Here is a 16,798-nt window from a genome sequence, read left to right as displayed (position 1 = left end):
CTGGGACAGGCCGCTCAGGCAACGAGGGAAAGGCGTTCTTTGGCGAGCAATTCTATGGAGTTGAGCCGTTCGGTCGCGGTCAGCGCCGGCGTGTCGAGCACGAATTCCTCGACGCCGTATCGGTGATGGAGCGCGTCAAGCTCGGCGCGGATCTGCGCCGCCGTGCCATGCAGCACGCTCGGCGCCTTCTCCTCGGTCCGGAAGTCCGCGAAGCCCGCCTGACGCGCGAATTCCGCCGCCTGTTCCTGGGTGCCGACATTGACGCTCTGGCCGTTGGGCAGGAAGAGCTTGACGATGCGCAACTGGCCGACGCGCTCACGGGCATGAGCCTCGCTTTCGGCAGCGAAGGCTGCGAGCGCCAGGATCGGCACCTTGCCGCCCGTCGCATTCGCGTAGGCCTCGAAGGTATTGCGCAGATTTTCCGGATCGCCGTTCAGATGGCCGGCAAACACTAGCTTCCAGCCCTTCTCTGCGGCGAGCTTCGCGCTCTCGACGCTGGCGCCGAGAAGGAAGCGCTCCGGCGCGCGCGGCGGAAACGGCGTGGCCAGCGCGCCATCGGAATGAGGATCGGCCGCGAGATAGGTGTTGATATCGGAAAGCTGCTCGGCAAAGTCCGGCTTCTTTTCTTGATCGTAGGCGCGCTGCAGCGCGCGGGTCGACAGTGGAAATCCGCCTGGCGCCTTGCCGACACCGAGATCGACACGGCCGGGGGCCAGCGAGGCGAGGAGATTGAAGGCTTCGGCAACCTTATAGGCGCTGTAATGCTGCAGCATGACGCCGCCGGAGCCGAGACGGATCTTCGAGGTCCTGGCCAGAAGGTAGGCAATCAGAACTTCCGGAGCCGAACTTGCGAGGTTCGCCATGTTGTGATGCTCGGCGACCCAGAAGCGATGATAGCCAAGTTCCTCGGCCCGAATGGCCAAGCGAGCCGTGGCGCCGAGCGCATCGGTGGCACTGAGCCCCTGTTCGATCGGGCTCTTGTCAAGAAGGCTAAGAAGGTAAGACATGCCGTTTCATCCATGTTTGCACCCAATGCCGACCATGGGGCACTGTAGTCTATAAAAAACATAGATTTTAAGTTATTTAAGAAACAGCTTTCTTTTTCTTTCGCCGGATGCGGAAAAAATCAGCAGTGACCAAAAGCGGCATCGATGGGTGCCGCTGTAGGTTTCAATGACAGGATCGAGCGCCTGATACTGCGCCTGTTCAGAGGAAAGCGCAGCGTCAGGCCGTTAAACCGTGTTACCGATTATTTTGACGGGCTGTGACGTCTCTCACACGCAAAAAAGGCGCAATCGACTGCGATTGAACGCAATAGATTGCCAAAACCCGCAAATCAGTTCACCTTTCAGTCATGCCCGATATCGCACGACCATTCGTGACCGATGATGATCCCGACCGGGACATCCGCTGCCAGGACGCGCTGCAAGCCGCTTTTCGAGAGTTGCTGAGTGCTGCGACCCTGGCGGGATGGTCGGAGCGTGAAGTCGCCTTGGCGATTGCCGAGCTTGCAGACAAGCATTTGCTCTCGCTTGAGACCCATGACAACACCGACGCCCTCATCGCGCTGTTGCGGCGAATGACCTAGTCAGCCAACCGTCCACCTGCGGGAGGATCGATCGTTGCGGTGCTTAATGCATGCCGCCGCCACCCTCCTTGAGATCGACATTGCTCAGGATCAGCGCAAGCGGAATGGCGCAGAGCACGACCAGCATCAGCACATGGAATACATCGATATAGGCGAGGAAGCTCGATTGAGTCTGTACCTGCTGCCCTATCCACGCCGTCGCCTGCGCCTGGGCATCCGCCATGGTCGCACCTTTCTCGGCAAAATAGCGCGTCATGGTTCGCAGCGTCTCCTGATAGGCCGGTGACGATGGCGTGACATGCTCCACCAGGCGGCTCTGGTGCCACTGCTCGCGATGCGCCAGGACATTTGACGCGATGCAGACGCCGATGGAGCCGCCAATGTTGCGTGCGGCATTGATCATGGCCGATGCCTGATTGGTTTGCTCAGGCTTCAAACCGTAGTAGGAGGCGGAGGTGATCGGGATGAAGATCAGGGGCAGGCCAAGCCCGATATAGAGGCGAGACCAGACGAAGAAGCCGAAGTTCAGACCGGGATAGAGCCGCGTCAGCTGCCACATGGACATCGCAATGATCGCCGCACCGATGGCGATCAGATACTTCGGCTGGACCCAGGAATTCACACGACCGGCAACGAACATCATGACCATGGTCACAATCCCACCCGGCGAGAGCGCCAGGCCTGCCCAGGTCGCCGTATATCCGTAGTTCTGCTGCACGACCTCGGGGATGAACTGCGTCGTCGCAATCAGGATTGCGCCGGTTGCCATCATTACGATGAAACAGGAGCCGAATTGCCGGGTGCCGAGCAGCCATCCATCGATGATCGGGTTTGCCTTCGTCAGAACCCACGGTATGGCAGCCAGGAAGGCCAGAACACATATGGCGACCATGACGATGATGAAGTTGGAACCGAACCAGTCATCGGTCTGTCCCCGATCCAGGACGAGCTCCAGCGAACCGAGAAAGGTTGCCACCAGCAGAAAGCCGATGAGATCGAAGCGAACGCCCTTCTTGCGGAATTCCTCACGCATGGCCCTCGTCTTCGGAGTTTCCTTCAACAGCAGATAGACGAGCACGAAGGCGAATATGCCGACGGGACCATTGATGAGGAAGCACCAGTGCCAGGAGAGGTTGTCGGAGAGATAACCGCCCAGGGTCGGTCCGATGACCGGCGCGACGACCACGGCGACACCGAAGAGCGCAAAAGCCTGACCGCGTTTTGCCGGCGGAAACGCATCGGCAAGGATCGCCTGCGAGGTCGGCACCATGCCGCCGCCGGCAAAACCCTGTATGACACGGAAAATCAACAGCACCTGGAGATTCCACGATAGACCGCACAGAACAGAAGCGATCGTGAATGTCACCAGGCACAGGAGATAGAACCGACGGCGTCCGAACCGTTCGGCGAAATAGCTGCTGGCAACCAGCACGATGGCATTGGAAACGAGATACGTCGTGACCACCCATGAAGCTTCGTCGGAGCTGACGGCGAGCCCGCCCGAAATGTAGCGCAGCGCCACGTTGGCAATCGTGGTGTCGAGCACTTCCATGAAGGTTGCCAGCGACACGACCATGGCAATCAGCCAGGGATTCGTGACTTGTGCGGATGACGCTCCTCTTCCACTCGCCGCTGCGCCTGCACCGCTCATCTCGCTCAGCTCCTCGGGCGCACCGTCACTGTCGGCACCACGGACATGCCGGGACCGATTGCAACATCAGCGGGCCATCTGTCGACGATGATCTTGACCGGCACGCGCTGCGTGACCTTGACGTAATTGCCGGTCGCGTTTTCCGCTGGCAGCAGCGAAAAGGCGGTGCCGGAGCCCGGCTGAACCGAGGCCACCTTGCCGTGGAGCGTGTGATTGGGATAGGCATCGATCGTGATGTCCACCGGCTGACCCGGCCGCATGTCGGTGAGCTGCGTCTCCTTGAAGTTCGCCGTAATCCAGACATCGTCGGGAACGAATGTCGAGATCGCCTGTCCCGCCTCCACATACTGCCCCTTGGCGCCGGCAAGGCGCACGATGCGTCCTGGCTGGGCCGCCGTGATCGTCGTGTAACTAAGGTTCTGCTGCGCTTCTTCGGCTTGGGCCTGTGCCTGCTTGAGGCTGGCGAGCGCACTGGATTTTTGCGCCTCGGCAACGGCCTTGTTCTTCTGCGCCGAGATGATGTTCGCCTGCATCTGGGCGAGGCTCGCCTGATCCTGCTGCAGGGTTGCCGTAGCCTGCTGCACGGCCTGCACGCTGCCGGAGCCGGTCTTGACCAGTTGCTGCTGGCGATTGGATTCCTGCTGTGCAAATTGCAGAGCGGCGGTGGCGGAATTCTGTTGCGCCTTGGCGACGTCGACGGCGGCGCTCGCTGCCTCGATCTGCGCGCCGGCGCTGTCGACCGAGGCCTTCGCCACCTCTACCTGCCCGTTCGCCTGATCGAGCGCGATCTGATAGTCACGCGGATCGATCCTCAAGATGACATCGCCGGCTTTGACGGACTGGTTATCGGTTACCGGAACCTCGGCAACATAGCCGGATACTTTGGCGGCAACCGAAAAGCTGCGCGCATCGACAAAGGCATCATCCGTCGACTCATAGGGATGGAAATAGATCTTCCAGACGAACCATGCCGCTACGATCAGTGCAAGCAACACGACAATGCCGAGCAGAATGGAGAAGGGATGACGGCGAATGAAGGAGGGGCGCTTTTCAGCCGTTGCATCATTTTGGCGACCGGCGTCATCAACAGGCTGCTGTTTCAGCCGATCCGGCTTGGTTTCCGCAATATTGGGTTGATTATCAGCCATGACATGACCTTTGCTGTTCTGCAGTTGCGTCTGGAGAGGATTGTCAGTGCCGCAGAAAACTTCGGATCTTTTTGAGATCCCGAATGAAGGTGAGCCGGTTTTTTTCCCTCTCGTCCGCTTCCCTGATCCGCAGGAGCGCCGAAGGATGAATGGTCACTAGGACATCGAGTTTTCGCGACGGATGCAGAATCTGGCCGCGGTCGCGCATGACCTTAACTTTCGAGCCGAGCAGCGAGGATACGGCCGTCGCCCCAAGCGCGACGACAAGTTTCGGCTTTAGCAATTCGAGCTCTGCTCCCAGCCACCAGGCGCAGCGCTGCACCTCGCCGGCATTGGGCCTGGCATGCAATCGCTTCTTGCCACGCATCTGATATTTGAAATGCTTCACGGCGTTGGTGACATAGCAGCGGTCTCGATCCACGCCGGCTTCTTCAAGGCATTCATCAAGGAGCCGGCCCGCCGGTCCGACAAAAGGCCGGCCGGCCACATCCTCCTTGTCGCCCGGCTGTTCGCCGACCAGCACGATGTCGGCCCGGGCCGGCCCTTCGCCGAACACCAGATGAGTGGCGTTGCGATAGAGATCGCAGCGTGTGCAGGATCGAGCATCTTCATGCAGATTATCAAGTGTCTCTGCATTCGCATGCTCATAAGTGAGCGATGGGCCTGCGCCGGCCGAAGGAAATCTATCGAGCATTGGGGGCTCGCTATGGTTCCAGATTCTACGACGATCAACTAATCGTCCTTCTGTTTGTTCCATGCGGGATTCTCATCAAAAGGGAACACCCTCCCCAGGTGCTCGTTAAGACAGTGAGACCACGAGAACGGAGAACCCGCCATGAACAGCGAAAGTAAAACCGGCTCCTTTGCATTGACCGCATTCTTCGACGACGAATATGAAGCGGAAGCTGCAGCCCAGGCGTTGATGGATGCCGGTATCCCGAAGGACGCGATCACCATGACACCGGGCAACCGGCCCGATACCTCACCGACCGATCACATCGGTTTTCTGGATGCATTGACGGGCATCTTCTTTCATGAGGAGCAGCGTGCCGCCTATGCAGCCGCCCTCGAACGAGGAGGAACGCTCGTCACGGTGCAGGAAATGAATGAGGCGCAGCATAATATCGCGCTGCCGATTCTGGCGGAAAGAGGCCAGATCGATCTCAACGAGCGCGAAAGCGCCAGTTAGGCGGCGGGGCTTTCGCCTTCCTGTGGGAATGACCGACGCCGACTAGAGTTCAGGATCTCGACGAGGTCCTGAGCGGCGGTATCCGTGTCGGCTTCGCTCCGCCGAAAAGGTGCTAGCCCTGTCGTCTTCGTGAATTCAGACAAACAATTCCTATTATATTCTATAAAAATAGTTTGCTATTTCTATCGATCCCGCCCCCGATTTCGCTAGGTTCTACGCATTGCATTCAGGGAACCGCCGGAAAATCTGATCCGGCCAAGGGGACTAATCATGAAGTTCAATACACTGATCGCTGCGGCCGTCTTAGGTCTCGCCAGCATTTCCATGGCGGCCAGCGCGGCCGCTGCCGACAAGAAGGTCGTCGTCGCCTATCAGACTGATGCCCTGCCCTCCTCGGTCGCCATCGCCAATGGCGATTTCGCGAAGGAGACCGGCTACGAAATCGACTTCCGCAAATTCAATTCCGGGGCGGAGATCTTCGCCGCTATCGCATCCGGCGACGTCCAGATCGGCTATGTCGGCTCAAGCCCGTTTGCCGCTGCCGCCTCGCGCGGGCTGGAGGTGAAGGCATTCTACCTCTCGTCCATCTCCGGCGTCGATGAAGCTCTGGTGGTACGCAATGGCTCCGGCATCAACACGCTTGCCGATCTGAAGGGCAAGAAGCTCGCGGCAGCCCCCGTTTCCACCGACCACTATCAGCTGCTCGCCCTCATCAAGTCTCTTGGCTTGAGCGAAAAGGACGTACAGGTCTTTGCCATCTCGCAGCCGGAAATCGTCGCAAGCTACAATCGCGGCGATATCGACGGCGGCTTCGTCTGGGACCCGGCACTCACTGAGCTGAAGAAGAACGGCAAAGTCCTGGTGACCTCCAAAGATGTCGCCGACAAGGGCGCTCCGACATTTTCCGCCTGGGTCGCAACCTCGAAATTCGCAGCAGACAACCCGAAGTTCCTGAAGGCCTATGCCTCGGTGATCAACAAATACTACGCCTCGTTCGCAGCCGATAAAGCGGCGTGGGGACCGGATAGCGACAACGCCAAGGCGCTTGCCAAGCTTCTGGGCGGCACGGCAGACCAGCAGGCAGCAGCGCTGAAAAACCTCACTCTGCTGACGCCCGACGTGCAAGCATCGGCCGCCTGGCTCGGTGGCGGCGATCAGTCCGGCGCGGCAAAAATCCTCAAGGACACGGCCGCCTTCCTGAAGATCCAGGGAAAAGTCTCCGAAGTCCTGCCGAACTACGGCGCGTTCGTCACCGCCGATGCGCTTGTCAGCGCAAGCAACTGATCCTCCCCGGCGCCGGCGCGCTTGTCACGCCGGCGCCGCAATATCGAGAGAACCCATGCTTCAAGTCGACCATGCAAGCGTCTTCTTTGCAGCGCGTGACGGCAGGACCGTTCACGCGCTCGATCGCGTTTCCTTCAACATTCCCGAACGCGGCATCGTCGTGGCGCTTGGCGCATCCGGCTGCGGCAAATCTACTCTGCTCAATGCGATCGCCGGCTTCCTGCCGTTGTCCGAGGGGAAGATCACGCTCGACGGCAGGCCTGTTTCCAGGCCAGGCGCTGATCGCGGCGTCGTGTTCCAGAAGGATTCGCTGCTGCCATGGAAGTCCGTCATCGACAACGTGGCTCTCGGCCTGCAATTTGCCGGACTGGGCAAGCGGGAACGCCGCGATCGAGCATCCGAGCTTTTGCGGCTGGTGGGCCTCACCGACTTTGCCAATGCTCTACCCTATGAATTGTCGGGCGGCATGCGCCAGCGGGTCGGCATTGCACGGGCGCTCGCCCCTGATCCGGATATCCTGCTGATGGACGAACCATTCGGCGCGCTCGACAGCCTGACGCGCGAGCAGATGCAGGAGCTTCTGGTTTCCATCTGGGCCAGAACCGACAAGCGCATTTTCTTCATTACCCACTCGATCGAGGAGGCGTTGTTTCTCGGCACGGAGGTTCTGGTTATGTCTCCGAGGCCGGGGCGTGTCGTCGCGCGTTTCGAGCTTGATTTCGTGCATCGTTTTGCCGCCAGCGGCGATACGAGAGCGATCCTGTCTTCTCCCGAATTCGGCAATCTTCGGGACGAAATTCGCACCATCCTCCACAGTGCTGACAACATCAGGAGTGCGGCATGAGCGACATCATCGAAACGCACTCCGCCACCGTTTCTCAAAGGGAAACACAACCGAAGCTGGTTCGTGTTCCCGGCTTCGGCGTTGGCGAGAAACCCACCGTCGCCATCAGCATTGCGACTGCAATCGTCTGCCTGGCATTGTGGTGGCTCGTCGCCAAGCTCGGCCTGGTATCTCATCTCTTTCTGCCTCGCCCCGATGAGGTGCTGGCGCAGATCGGCGTTGTCTATCGCGACGGCTATGCGGGTGCCTCGCTTTCCGAACATATATCGGCAAGCCTGTTCCGCATCGTCGTCGCCGCGGCCATCGCGATCGGGGTCGGCATTCCTGTCGGTCTGCTGATGGGCCTCAACCGCTGGGCAAAGGGAATTCTCGATACGCCCATCGAATTTTATTGGCCGCTTCCGCCCCTTTCCTACCTGCCGCTGATGATCATATGGCTCGGGATCGGTGAGACCTCGAAGATTACCCTCCTCGTGCTCGCCATGTTCGCGCCGATTTGCCTGTCGGCCCAAGCCGGCGTTCGTTCGCTGCCCCTGGAGCGGGTCAATGCCGCGCGGTCTCTCGGCGCGAACCGGCTGCACCTTTTCTTCAACGTCGTCCTGCCTTCGGCCCTGCCGGAAATCCTGACCGGTATCCGGATCGCCTTCGGCATCGGCTGGGGAACGCTGGTGGCAGCCGAACTCATTGCTTCGACCCGCGGCGTTGGCTTCATGATCATGTCGGCATCACAGTTCCTTGCCACCGACGTCGTTTTCGTCGGCATCGGCATCATTGCGGTCTGCGCCTTCGCCTTCTCGACCGCCGTCCGCATTCTTGAAGCCGTGCTCGTCCCTTGGAAGGGTAAGCTTTAGACGCAAGGAAGGTGAGCCGAGGATTGATCACGGCTCGCTTCGCTACAAATCCCCTATCAATTCAGACGGACCGACAGGCGCAGGCATGAGCGATAGCAGCGAATTTCTCTGGTACATCCCGAATGACGTCAAACCGGGCCATCGCGGCGATTCCGCCGTCGAGAACCATAACAGCCTGGAGACGCTCGCGAGCCATGCCAAGGCGCTGGAGGATCACGGCTGGAAGGGTGCATTGATCGGCACCGGCTGGGGCCGGCCCGACACCTTCACCGTGGCGGCCGCACTTGCTGCGCGCACCACCAGCTTCGAGCCGCTCATCGCAATCCGTCCAGGCTATTGGCGCCCGGCGCACTTCGCCTCCGCTGCTGCCACGCTGGATCAGCTGAGCGGCGGCCGGGTGCGCATCAACATCGTTTCCGGCAAGGACAATCTTGCCGCTTATGGCGACAGCGAAGGCGATCAAGCCCACCGCTATGGGCGCACCAAAGAATTCATGCGGCTTACCCGCAAGCTCTGGACCGAAGAGAATGTCACCTATGAGGGAGAACACTTTCGCGTCAGAGAATCCACGGCGGCTCCGCGTATCGAGCCTCGCGGTGAACGTCTGCATCCCAAGCTCTATTTCGGCGGCGCTTCGGATGCTGCGGAACGCGTTTCCGCCACGGAGGCAGATGTTCAGCTTTTCTGGGGCGAGCCACTCGCCGACATCGCGGAGCGGATCAGCCGGCTGAGGGCGCTAAGCAGAGATCTTGATCGCGATCTGCCGCCGCTAGAATTCGGACTGCGCATTACGACGCTGGTGCGCGACACAACGGAGCAGGCCTGGACCGATGCCGAGGCGAAAGTCGCCGAGATGGCTAAGAATAAGGGCGTCGGCTGGAACGATCACCGGCAATCGATCGCAGTGGGCCAGAAACGACTGTTCGATCTCGCCGCGCGCGGCGATGTGCTTGACGACAATCTCTATACCGCACCGGGCAAGTTCGGCGGCGGCGGTGCCGGCACAACCTGGCTGGTCGGCTCGCCAGAGGATGTCGCCAGCTCCCTGCGCAAGTACCGCGATCTCGGCATCACGCATTTCGTTCTTTCGGACACACCCTACCTCTCGGAAATAAAGCGGCAGGGTAAGCAACTGCTGCCGCTGTTGCGCGTCTGAAGGCGTGGCGCGACGAATCAACTGAGACATAGGAATTTCGATTTCACGGCTGGCCGGGATCGGTCGCCGGGGTTTCATAACGTCTTTGAATTATTTATAGTCGAGGCTAAACATCATTACATGACTCTTAATCAAGAGGGAGATGAGCCGCCTTGACGAAATTGCCTGCCGCCCTGGAAAGCCGTCTTTCTTCGACCGAGATCGAGACGCATGCCGAGGCCTTTCAGAAAAGCCGAGACGATCGACGCACGGAATTGATGGAGGATTACGTCGAGCTCATCGCCGATCTGATAGAACATGCCGGTGAAGCGCGCCAGACCGATATTGCACAGAGGCTGGGAGTGACGCAGCCGACGGTTGCAAAAATGCTCAAGCGGCTCGCGGAGGAAAACCTGATCACGCAGCGCCCCTATCGTGGCGTGTTCCTGACTGAAGAAGGGCAGCGCCTGGCGGTGGCAACCCGCCGGCGTCATGAGATCGTCGAGGCCGTCCTTTGCCGTCTCGGCGTCGATCCTGATACGGCAAGAAATGATGCCGAGGGCATCGAACACCATGTCAGCGAAAAGACCCTAGAAGCCTTCGAGCGTTTTTTAAAGACATGACTGCCCCTGCATCGGATCAACCCGATAGCGATCGCGCTAGAGAGCCGTTTGGGGCACAGTTTTGACAAGAATGAGTTGAAAAGAAGCGGACAGTGACTGTCCGGCTTGACCGGCCACTTGATATCAACGCAAGGTTTACCAATGCTCGCTAAGCAGAATTTAGCGAACTGCCGGCTTTCCATTTCGCATACTGACTTTTGTTGCCGGTGCAGGGAATCATGATGAACGCCCAGGACTTCAGCAGCACCGTTTTCGACCTTGCCCCCGTCGCCATGTGGCTGGAGGATTTCAGCGGCGTCAAGGAGCAGTTCGAACTCTGGCGTGCGGAAGGCGTGACGGACCTGCGTTCCCATCTGCTCGCCGACGTGCAGCGCGTCGGGTCCTGCTCGCAAAAGATCAAGCTTCTTGCCGTCAATGCCAGGACGCTGGAGCTCTTCGAGGCGCCGTCCTTCGAGACGCTCGTCGGAAGTCTTTCGCGGGTCTTCCGGGACGAGATGCTGCAAAGCCATGTGAACGAGCTTGTGGCGCTCTGGGAAGGCAAGACCGAGTTTTCCGGTACCGCAATCAACTATTCCCTCGGCGGCAAACGGCTCGACATCCTGCTACGCGGCGTCATCCTGCCGGGCCACGAGACCTCCTGGAACAGATTGCTGCTGACGACAGAAGACGTGACGGCCCGCGAGGAGGCGAGACGGCAGGAAGAGCGGCAGCGCCGCTATGCCGAAGGCATGTTCGAGCATTCGCCGGTTTCCCTTTGGGTCGAGGATTTCAGCCGGATCAAGATCCTGCTCGATGAGATCCGCCACCGAGGCATCGTCGACTTTCAGGTATTTCTCGACGTGCATCCGGAATTCGTACAGCAATGCATGAGCGAGATCAGCGTGCTCGATGTCAATCAGGCAACGCTCGATCTCTTCTGCGCACCGGACCGCCAGACCCTGCATCAGCGGATCGGTGAAGTGTTCCGCGATGACATGGAGAAGCATTTTCGGGGGCAATTGGTGGAATTGTGGAACAGTCGCCTTTTCCATCAGCGTGAGGTGCTGAACTACGCGCTCGACGGATCGGAGCGTCACGTCCTCCTGCAGTTTTCGGTCTTTCCCGGTTACGAGGACGACTGGTCCCTGGTGCAGGTGGCGCTTACCGATATTACCGCGCGCAAGAAAGCGGAAGCCTACCTCGAATATCTCGGCAAGCACGATGTGCTCACCAGACTTTACAACCGCGCCTTCTATATGGAGGAGCTCAACAGATTGGAGCGCAAATCGCTTCGGCCGGTATCGGCCATCATTCTCGATCTGAACGGCCTGAAGGAGTCCAATGACGAGAGCGGCCACGATGCTGGCGACGCGCTGCTGCGCCGCATGGGCGAGGTGCTGAACAGCGTCGTCTCCCTGCCGAACCACGCCGCCCGCATCGGCGGCGACGAATTTGCCGTTCTCATGCCGGGCGCCGATGAAATCGCGGCTGCCGCGATGGTCGAGACGATCAACGAACTGCTGAAGATCAACAATCAGTTCTATTCCAGCGCGCCCCTCAGCGTCTCCATCGGCATTGCCACGAGCTTGCCCGGCGAAACCATGGAGGCCATGATCAAGCGCGCGGATCTCGGCATGTACGAACAAAAGAAGGCTCATTACGCCGCAGCGGCCACCATAGGCCCACATCAGGCAAAGCACGGCGCCTGACGCTCCGGCAGAGAAAATAGCCCGCATAAGCCATTGAACAGTTGAGTTTCATGCGTCCGATCGCCCGGAGCAAAAAACGCGACTTCTCATTTGGCTTTCTGGAAAAGATGGAGTTTTGACATGGACGATCAAACGACCAATATCGTCGTCGCCACTCGCTCGGCACTCGACCAGGCCTCGGCACTCGCGGTTCAATATGGATTTTCGCTTCTCGGCGCGATCATTCTTCTGATCGGTGGCTGGCTTCTTGCGGGCATTATCAGCCGGTCGGCCTACCGTGTCATCTCGCGCATTCGCGGCATAGACGAAACGCTCGCGAGCTTCTTCCAGAATGTCTTGCACTACAGCTTGCTTATCCTTGTCTTCATCACCGTCCTTGGCCAGTTCGGCGTTCAGACCGCCTCCATCATCGCCGCTCTCGGCGCTGCCGGCCTGGCGATCGGCCTGGCACTGCAAGGCACGCTTCAAAACATCGCCGCCGGCATCATGCTGCTGATCCTGCGGCCATTCCGGGTCGGCGAATATATCGAGACCGCGAACGTCAAAGGTTACATCAAGGAGATCGGGCTCTTCGCGACGGAGATGAGGACGGCCGACGGCCTCTATCTGATGGCGCCGAACTCGACGCTCTGGAACACGCCCATCATCAACCACAGCCGCGAGCCGGACCGCCGCCAGCAATTGTCCGTTGCCATGGGTGAGAAAATCGACATCGATCTTGCCCGCAAAACAATCCTCGATATCCTGAAAGCGGATCAGCGCATCAAGACCACACCCGCACCGAAGGTTTTTCTCGACGAGCTGGCCGTCGATCAAGCCGTGCTCAACATCGAATATTGGGCGATCACCTCGTCCTGGTCTGATGTCCGGCACGATGTCATCTCGAAGCTCAAGGCTAAGCTTGCCGAGCCCGACATAACGATCAAATCGCCGACGGAAGCGACAGGATCCGCTGACTGAGTTCTCCGGTGCAACGCTAAGCCTGCCGCCGGCAGGGAGTTGAACCAGCGGCAGGCTTCGCGAGGTCATGACACCTCGAGCAAGATCGATGTCCTGCCCGCTCTAAACTTCCGCGAGGGACATTTGTTCCCCACCGAGATATGCAAAGGGCCGAACTTAGAAACCTCGGGTATCTACCATTTGATACGGTAGTCCAAGCGTACATTGCCAGCCGGTGTCAAAGTCTGCGGATCGGCGAAGGAGGCCGAGAAATTGAGGTTCGGCGCCAAAGGCTGCTGAAACGAGACCATGCTCGAAAAGACGCTGCCCACGTCCTTCAGATTGCCGATCGCAGATAAGGACGTTCCCGTCCAAGGAACAGCAACGGTAACGGCTTGTGTCGCGGTAACGGAATTTGCCGCATTCCGCGTGCCCGCGTAATTTACGTTCAGCGACCTCGACGTGCTCATGTCCAGATTTTCCGACACTGTCCAGCTTCGCGAGCGCTCGAGGCAAAGCGTTCCCGTGCTATTGAGAGTGTCCACCCTCACGGAGACTTCGCGACGCCACACGGTCGAAAAGCGCTTGTGATCGTCGATCGCCGTGCCCCAGAGCGTTGCCAGGCTGCTGCTTCGCAAGATCGCGCCGGTGGCAGCGCTACCAAGGCCAAGATCCATGCCGGCACTAACATCCCAGGCCATCGGCAGCCGGAAACCAAGCGTCGTCTTATATATTCGCGGCGCCACTTTGACCGGCGACCAGATCATCAGATCGCTGGCTTTGGTGACCTGCGGCAAGCTGACACTCGCAAGAAGACCAAGAACGCCGCGAAGAATGTGTTTTGACTTGAAGCCCATGTTAAAGCCCGCATTCTCTATACCCCGACCTCATGATGTTCAGGGCGCAACAAGGCAACAGCCAGCGCGGAACAACGCCGCATTCTGGCTTCGGATTGATTTTGTTCGGTTAAGCGCCAGCAAGATAGCGACGCATCGGAGCCAAGATTTACGGCGTCCGGTCGAAGGGAATGACGCTGCTTCCAATCAAGCAGCACCCTTCACCGAAAAAGAATCCCATCCGGGGTCACGCTTGTAAACCCCTTGCCCTCGAGTTTTTTGCTGCGTTGCACACATGTCGCACCTGCGACGCCGCAGCATGAAAGCGACATCATCGCGAGCGGCCAGGAAAATCAGCCTTGGCCGGATAGCCAATTCGTCATTGAAGGATGATCACATTCCCGCGAGCGGCAGGGGCGCGAACCATAGAAACGGTGATTCACCCTACGCGGAGCCCAGCCTTCTTCAGAATCGGAAGCACCCGATCGCAGAAATAAGGCAGTTCCTGCGTGTAGTTGACGAAGGACAAGGCGATGCCGGCATAGCCTTGCCCGGCAATGGCGATCATCTCTTCGGCAATGCGCTGCGGCGTGCCGATCAGCGGGTAGCTGCCCGCGCCGCCGGCAAAGCGCTGCCGGTAGTGGTCATAGGCCTCGCGATCATGGGACTGCGAGAACTCTTTTTTGCCGGCCATGTGTTGGTCGACGGCAGCGTGATCGGTCATCGTCACGGCATAGCGGGTATAATAGTCTTCCGCCTCCGTCTGTGTCTCGCGGCAGACGACGTGACAGACGGTATAAACGCCGACCTGCCTGCCTTTTCCTTCCGCCCGTGCGGCGATATCAGCCACATGCTTCCCGGCGTCATCGATCTCGGTGAAGGTGGTGAAAAGATAGTCGCAATGCGCCGCGGCAAAGTCTCGGCCGGGGCCGCCGAAAGCCGCATTCATCGTCACCGGCCGCGGCGCCTGCAGGCTTGCGGGACGGCTGACGGCTTCCTTCAAATGGTAATAGGTGCCGGCATAGTCAAAGGGCTCATCCGAGGCATAGAGCCTCTCGACGATTTCGAGCCATTCGGCTGCCTGGTCGTAGCCCTTTTCGACGAGCGGCACGCCGAACATGCCGAACTCCTTCGGGTTCCAGCCACAGACAATGTTCAGTCCCGCCCGCCCCTGGCTGATATGGTCGACTGTCGCAAGCGACTTGGCGGCATAAAGGGGATGGACGATCGGCACGTGCACCGTCATGAAGAGGCCGATCTGCTCGGTCGCAGCCGACAGCGCAGCCGCCCAGGTGAAGGTCTCGAACGACCATTCGCGCACGCGGTTCTTGCCCCCAAAACCGCGCCAGCGGGCGATCGGTAGAAAGAACTCAAGCCCCGCCCGATCCGCAATCTGCGCCGCCGTCAGATTGTCCTGCCACCCTGCCGTCCAGCGCTCCGGCACGTCGGTAATGGCAAGGCCGCCATCCGCGTTGGTCGAAAAAACACCGAGCTTCAGCCGGTTCGGCCCCTTCAGCGGATGCATCTTCATGGCGGCTTTCTCCTCCCGAGTTCACCTCGCGCCTATCCTGCAAATCCGCAGCGACCCGATAGGGAATGTGTGAGCATTGCAATGAAGAATTTCAAGCTTAAAATTTTTGATCAGCGCATAACAATCAATCACGAGACGAGGCTCTTTCGTCTCGCTTGTTGCGATGCCATGCGCTTGTCACCAGCGAAAAATGGACCACCATGCCGATCCAGCTCGCGATGTGTGAGGTCGCACAATGCCTTCACCTCTCCCGCTGAAGCCTGCGTGAAGGCATCGTCGAAGCTATCGGCCAGGTCCAGAGCCACGTCACGCAGCAGGCGAGGAATCCATTTGCCCCTGCCCGACCATTTGCCTCGTCCCAGCAGCATAAGGTCGGCCAAAGGTTGATAGAGTTGCGCGGCAATCGCGCGTGCCTCCGAGGCCGCCGGCTCTCCATGCAGGTCATCGAGAAGATCGGTGATCTGGTATTTCAAAGCATTCAGCTTCTTACCTTCCAGCTCTGGTGGGCTGGCACGGAGGATGTCGGCTGCATAGACTTTCCAGATCTGCCCCTTGTCCGGATTGGGCCCGAGGATCCGGCCCGTCGCAACCATATGAATGATGACAGGGTAGCCGCGCGCAATATCGCTCTCGAAGAAACAGCTGAGCGTCTCCGGGTCGTGAACAAACACTTCGAATGGGAGCTCGCCTTCGATAAAGGTTTCGCGCCAAGCGGTTTCCAGCCGATCAAAGACCACGACCAGATCAATGTCGGAGCCCTTTCTTCCCTCACCTCGTATGATCGGCCCTGAGGCAAAGGCAAAGGAATAGCCAGGAAAGCGGCTGGCGAGAACCGAGCGTGTCGCCTGCATTGCCGTTTCGAATATGCTCATCTCGCTCTCCAAACATCAATTGTCTTGCTGGTCCGATACACTCGCTAAAATCCGAGCAGGCAGGCATCGCTCCGTAGGCCGAACGGCGCTTCGCTGCCGCCATACTTGGCCGACAGCTGGCTGAAATACTACGAAGCCAGGGGCAGCTCAAAGCTTCGCTTCAGCGTTTCCATCGGCACATCGGTCTTGACGTTCAATACGCTCGGGATACGAGTCAAGTGGTCGGCCTGAAAGCGCCAATAGCTATGAAGATCGGCCGTCACGATGCGCAGGATGGCATCACATTCTCCCGTGGTCAGATAACATTCCATGACTTCGGGAAACCGTCTGACAGCCTCCGCGAATTGCAGGGTGACCTGTGCATCCTGCGTCTTGAACCAGACGCGTGCAAACACGGTGAGGCCCGCACCCACCTTTGCCGGGTCCAGAACGGCAACGTAGCGATCGATAATGCCAGCATCCTCCAGCAATCGCACGCGGCGAAGACAGGGTGATGGCGACAGCCCCACTTCCTTCGCGAGGTCCACATTGGAGATGCGTCCGTCGCGCTGTAGCACCCGGAGGATACGCCGATCGATCTCGTCCAAAGTGGCTGACACAATATAGCTCCTACTGCCGA

The 16,798-nt window shown here is 59.1% G+C and carries 17 protein-coding genes; 9 read left to right on the top strand and 8 right to left on the bottom strand.

Annotated features, from left to right (window positions below; translation table 11 throughout):
- Positions 1 to 14: 14 nt before the first annotated feature.
- Positions 15 to 1,007, bottom strand: a complete 993-nt coding sequence (locus PH562_RS05955) for an LLM class flavin-dependent oxidoreductase (RefSeq protein WP_285172010.1) — start codon at positions 1,005 to 1,007, stop codon at positions 15 to 17.
- A gap of 371 nt (positions 1,008 to 1,378) precedes the next feature.
- On the opposite strand from PH562_RS05955, the gene PH562_RS05950 reads away from it, so the two are divergent.
- Entirely contained in the window at positions 1,379 to 1,588 is a 210-nt protein-coding gene (locus tag PH562_RS05950; protein WP_229002183.1) for a hypothetical protein, read from the top strand.
- Between the two features lie 43 nt (positions 1,589 to 1,631).
- Here the strand turns inward: PH562_RS05950 and PH562_RS05945 are convergent, their stop codons facing one another.
- Genes PH562_RS05945 through PH562_RS05935 form a run of 3 tightly spaced genes read right to left on the bottom strand, consistent with a single transcriptional unit; the run spans position 1,632 to position 5,081 of the window.
- Positions 1,632 to 3,239 carry a DHA2 family efflux MFS transporter permease subunit gene (locus PH562_RS05945; RefSeq protein WP_285172009.1) on the bottom strand — a complete coding sequence of 536 codons (1,608 nt, stop codon included), beginning with the start codon at positions 3,237 to 3,239 and terminating at the stop codon, positions 1,632 to 1,634.
- 5 nt (positions 3,240 to 3,244) lie between these two features.
- Positions 3,245 to 4,387: an HlyD family secretion protein gene (locus PH562_RS05940; protein WP_285172008.1), complete on the bottom strand. Its 1,143-nt coding sequence runs from the start codon at positions 4,385 to 4,387 to the stop codon at positions 3,245 to 3,247.
- A 43-nt stretch (positions 4,388 to 4,430) separates the two neighbouring features.
- The gene (locus PH562_RS05935; RefSeq protein WP_285172007.1) at positions 4,431 to 5,081 is read right to left on the bottom strand and encodes a UdgX family uracil-DNA binding protein; all 651 of its coding nucleotides are present in this window, start codon (positions 5,079 to 5,081) and stop codon (positions 4,431 to 4,433) included.
- A gap of 141 nt (positions 5,082 to 5,222) precedes the next feature.
- Here PH562_RS05935 and PH562_RS05930 point away from each other — a divergent pair, with 141 nt between their 5' ends.
- From PH562_RS05930 to PH562_RS05895, 8 genes are all read left to right on the top strand, one after another.
- Positions 5,223 to 5,576: a hypothetical protein gene (locus PH562_RS05930; protein WP_285172006.1), complete on the top strand. Its 354-nt coding sequence runs from the start codon at positions 5,223 to 5,225 to the stop codon at positions 5,574 to 5,576.
- 270 nt (positions 5,577 to 5,846) lie between these two features.
- Positions 5,847 to 6,860, top strand: a complete 1,014-nt coding sequence (gene tauA / locus PH562_RS05925; protein WP_285172005.1) for a taurine ABC transporter substrate-binding protein — start codon at positions 5,847 to 5,849, stop codon at positions 6,858 to 6,860.
- A 55-nt stretch (positions 6,861 to 6,915) separates the two neighbouring features.
- Positions 6,916 to 7,704: a taurine ABC transporter ATP-binding protein gene (locus PH562_RS05920; protein ID WP_113231135.1), complete on the top strand. Its 789-nt coding sequence runs from the start codon at positions 6,916 to 6,918 to the stop codon at positions 7,702 to 7,704.
- Positions 7,701 to 8,555: an ABC transporter permease subunit gene (locus tag PH562_RS05915; RefSeq protein WP_113231134.1), complete on the top strand. Its 855-nt coding sequence runs from the start codon at positions 7,701 to 7,703 to the stop codon at positions 8,553 to 8,555. Before PH562_RS05920 ends, PH562_RS05915 begins: the two co-directional genes overlap by 4 nt.
- Before the next feature lie 85 nt (positions 8,556 to 8,640).
- Positions 8,641 to 9,711: an LLM class flavin-dependent oxidoreductase gene (locus tag PH562_RS05910; RefSeq protein ID WP_285172004.1), complete on the top strand. Its 1,071-nt coding sequence runs from the start codon at positions 8,641 to 8,643 to the stop codon at positions 9,709 to 9,711.
- A gap of 152 nt (positions 9,712 to 9,863) precedes the next feature.
- Positions 9,864 to 10,313 (top strand): manganese-binding transcriptional regulator MntR, encoded by a 450-nt coding sequence (gene mntR, locus PH562_RS05905; protein WP_113231132.1) that lies wholly within the window; start codon positions 9,864 to 9,866, stop codon positions 10,311 to 10,313.
- A gap of 218 nt (positions 10,314 to 10,531) precedes the next feature.
- Positions 10,532 to 12,001, top strand: coding sequence for a sensor domain-containing diguanylate cyclase (locus PH562_RS05900; protein ID WP_285172003.1), 1,470 nt, complete (start codon positions 10,532 to 10,534; stop codon positions 11,999 to 12,001).
- Between the two features lie 120 nt (positions 12,002 to 12,121).
- Complete coding sequence (locus PH562_RS05895) at positions 12,122 to 12,961, top strand: mechanosensitive ion channel family protein (RefSeq protein ID WP_113231130.1); 840 nt, start codon at positions 12,122 to 12,124, stop codon at positions 12,959 to 12,961.
- 173 nt (positions 12,962 to 13,134) lie between these two features.
- Here the strand turns inward: PH562_RS05895 and PH562_RS05890 are convergent, their stop codons facing one another.
- The 4 genes from PH562_RS05890 to PH562_RS05875 all read right to left on the bottom strand — a co-directional run bounded on the left by PH562_RS05890 (position 13,135) and on the right by PH562_RS05875 (position 16,778).
- On the bottom strand, positions 13,135 to 13,797 hold the full coding sequence (locus PH562_RS05890) for a hypothetical protein (RefSeq protein WP_285172001.1): 663 nt from the start codon (positions 13,795 to 13,797) through the stop codon (positions 13,135 to 13,137).
- Between the two features lie 418 nt (positions 13,798 to 14,215).
- The gene (locus tag PH562_RS05885) at positions 14,216 to 15,307 is read right to left on the bottom strand and encodes an LLM class flavin-dependent oxidoreductase (protein WP_285171999.1); all 1,092 of its coding nucleotides are present in this window, start codon (positions 15,305 to 15,307) and stop codon (positions 14,216 to 14,218) included.
- Positions 15,308 to 15,435: 128 nt separating this feature from the next.
- On the bottom strand, positions 15,436 to 16,158 hold the full coding sequence (locus PH562_RS05880; protein ID WP_285171998.1) for a nucleotidyltransferase domain-containing protein: 723 nt from the start codon (positions 16,156 to 16,158) through the stop codon (positions 15,436 to 15,438).
- A gap of 149 nt (positions 16,159 to 16,307) precedes the next feature.
- The gene (locus PH562_RS05875; RefSeq protein WP_285171997.1) at positions 16,308 to 16,778 is read right to left on the bottom strand and encodes an Lrp/AsnC family transcriptional regulator; all 471 of its coding nucleotides are present in this window, start codon (positions 16,776 to 16,778) and stop codon (positions 16,308 to 16,310) included.
- Positions 16,779 to 16,798 lie beyond the last annotated feature (20 nt).

Source organism: Rhizobium centroccidentale, from assembly GCF_030182565.1.
Lineage (GTDB): Bacteria > Pseudomonadota > Alphaproteobacteria > Rhizobiales > Rhizobiaceae > Rhizobium.
This window is presented reverse-complemented; position numbering and strand designations above follow the sequence as displayed.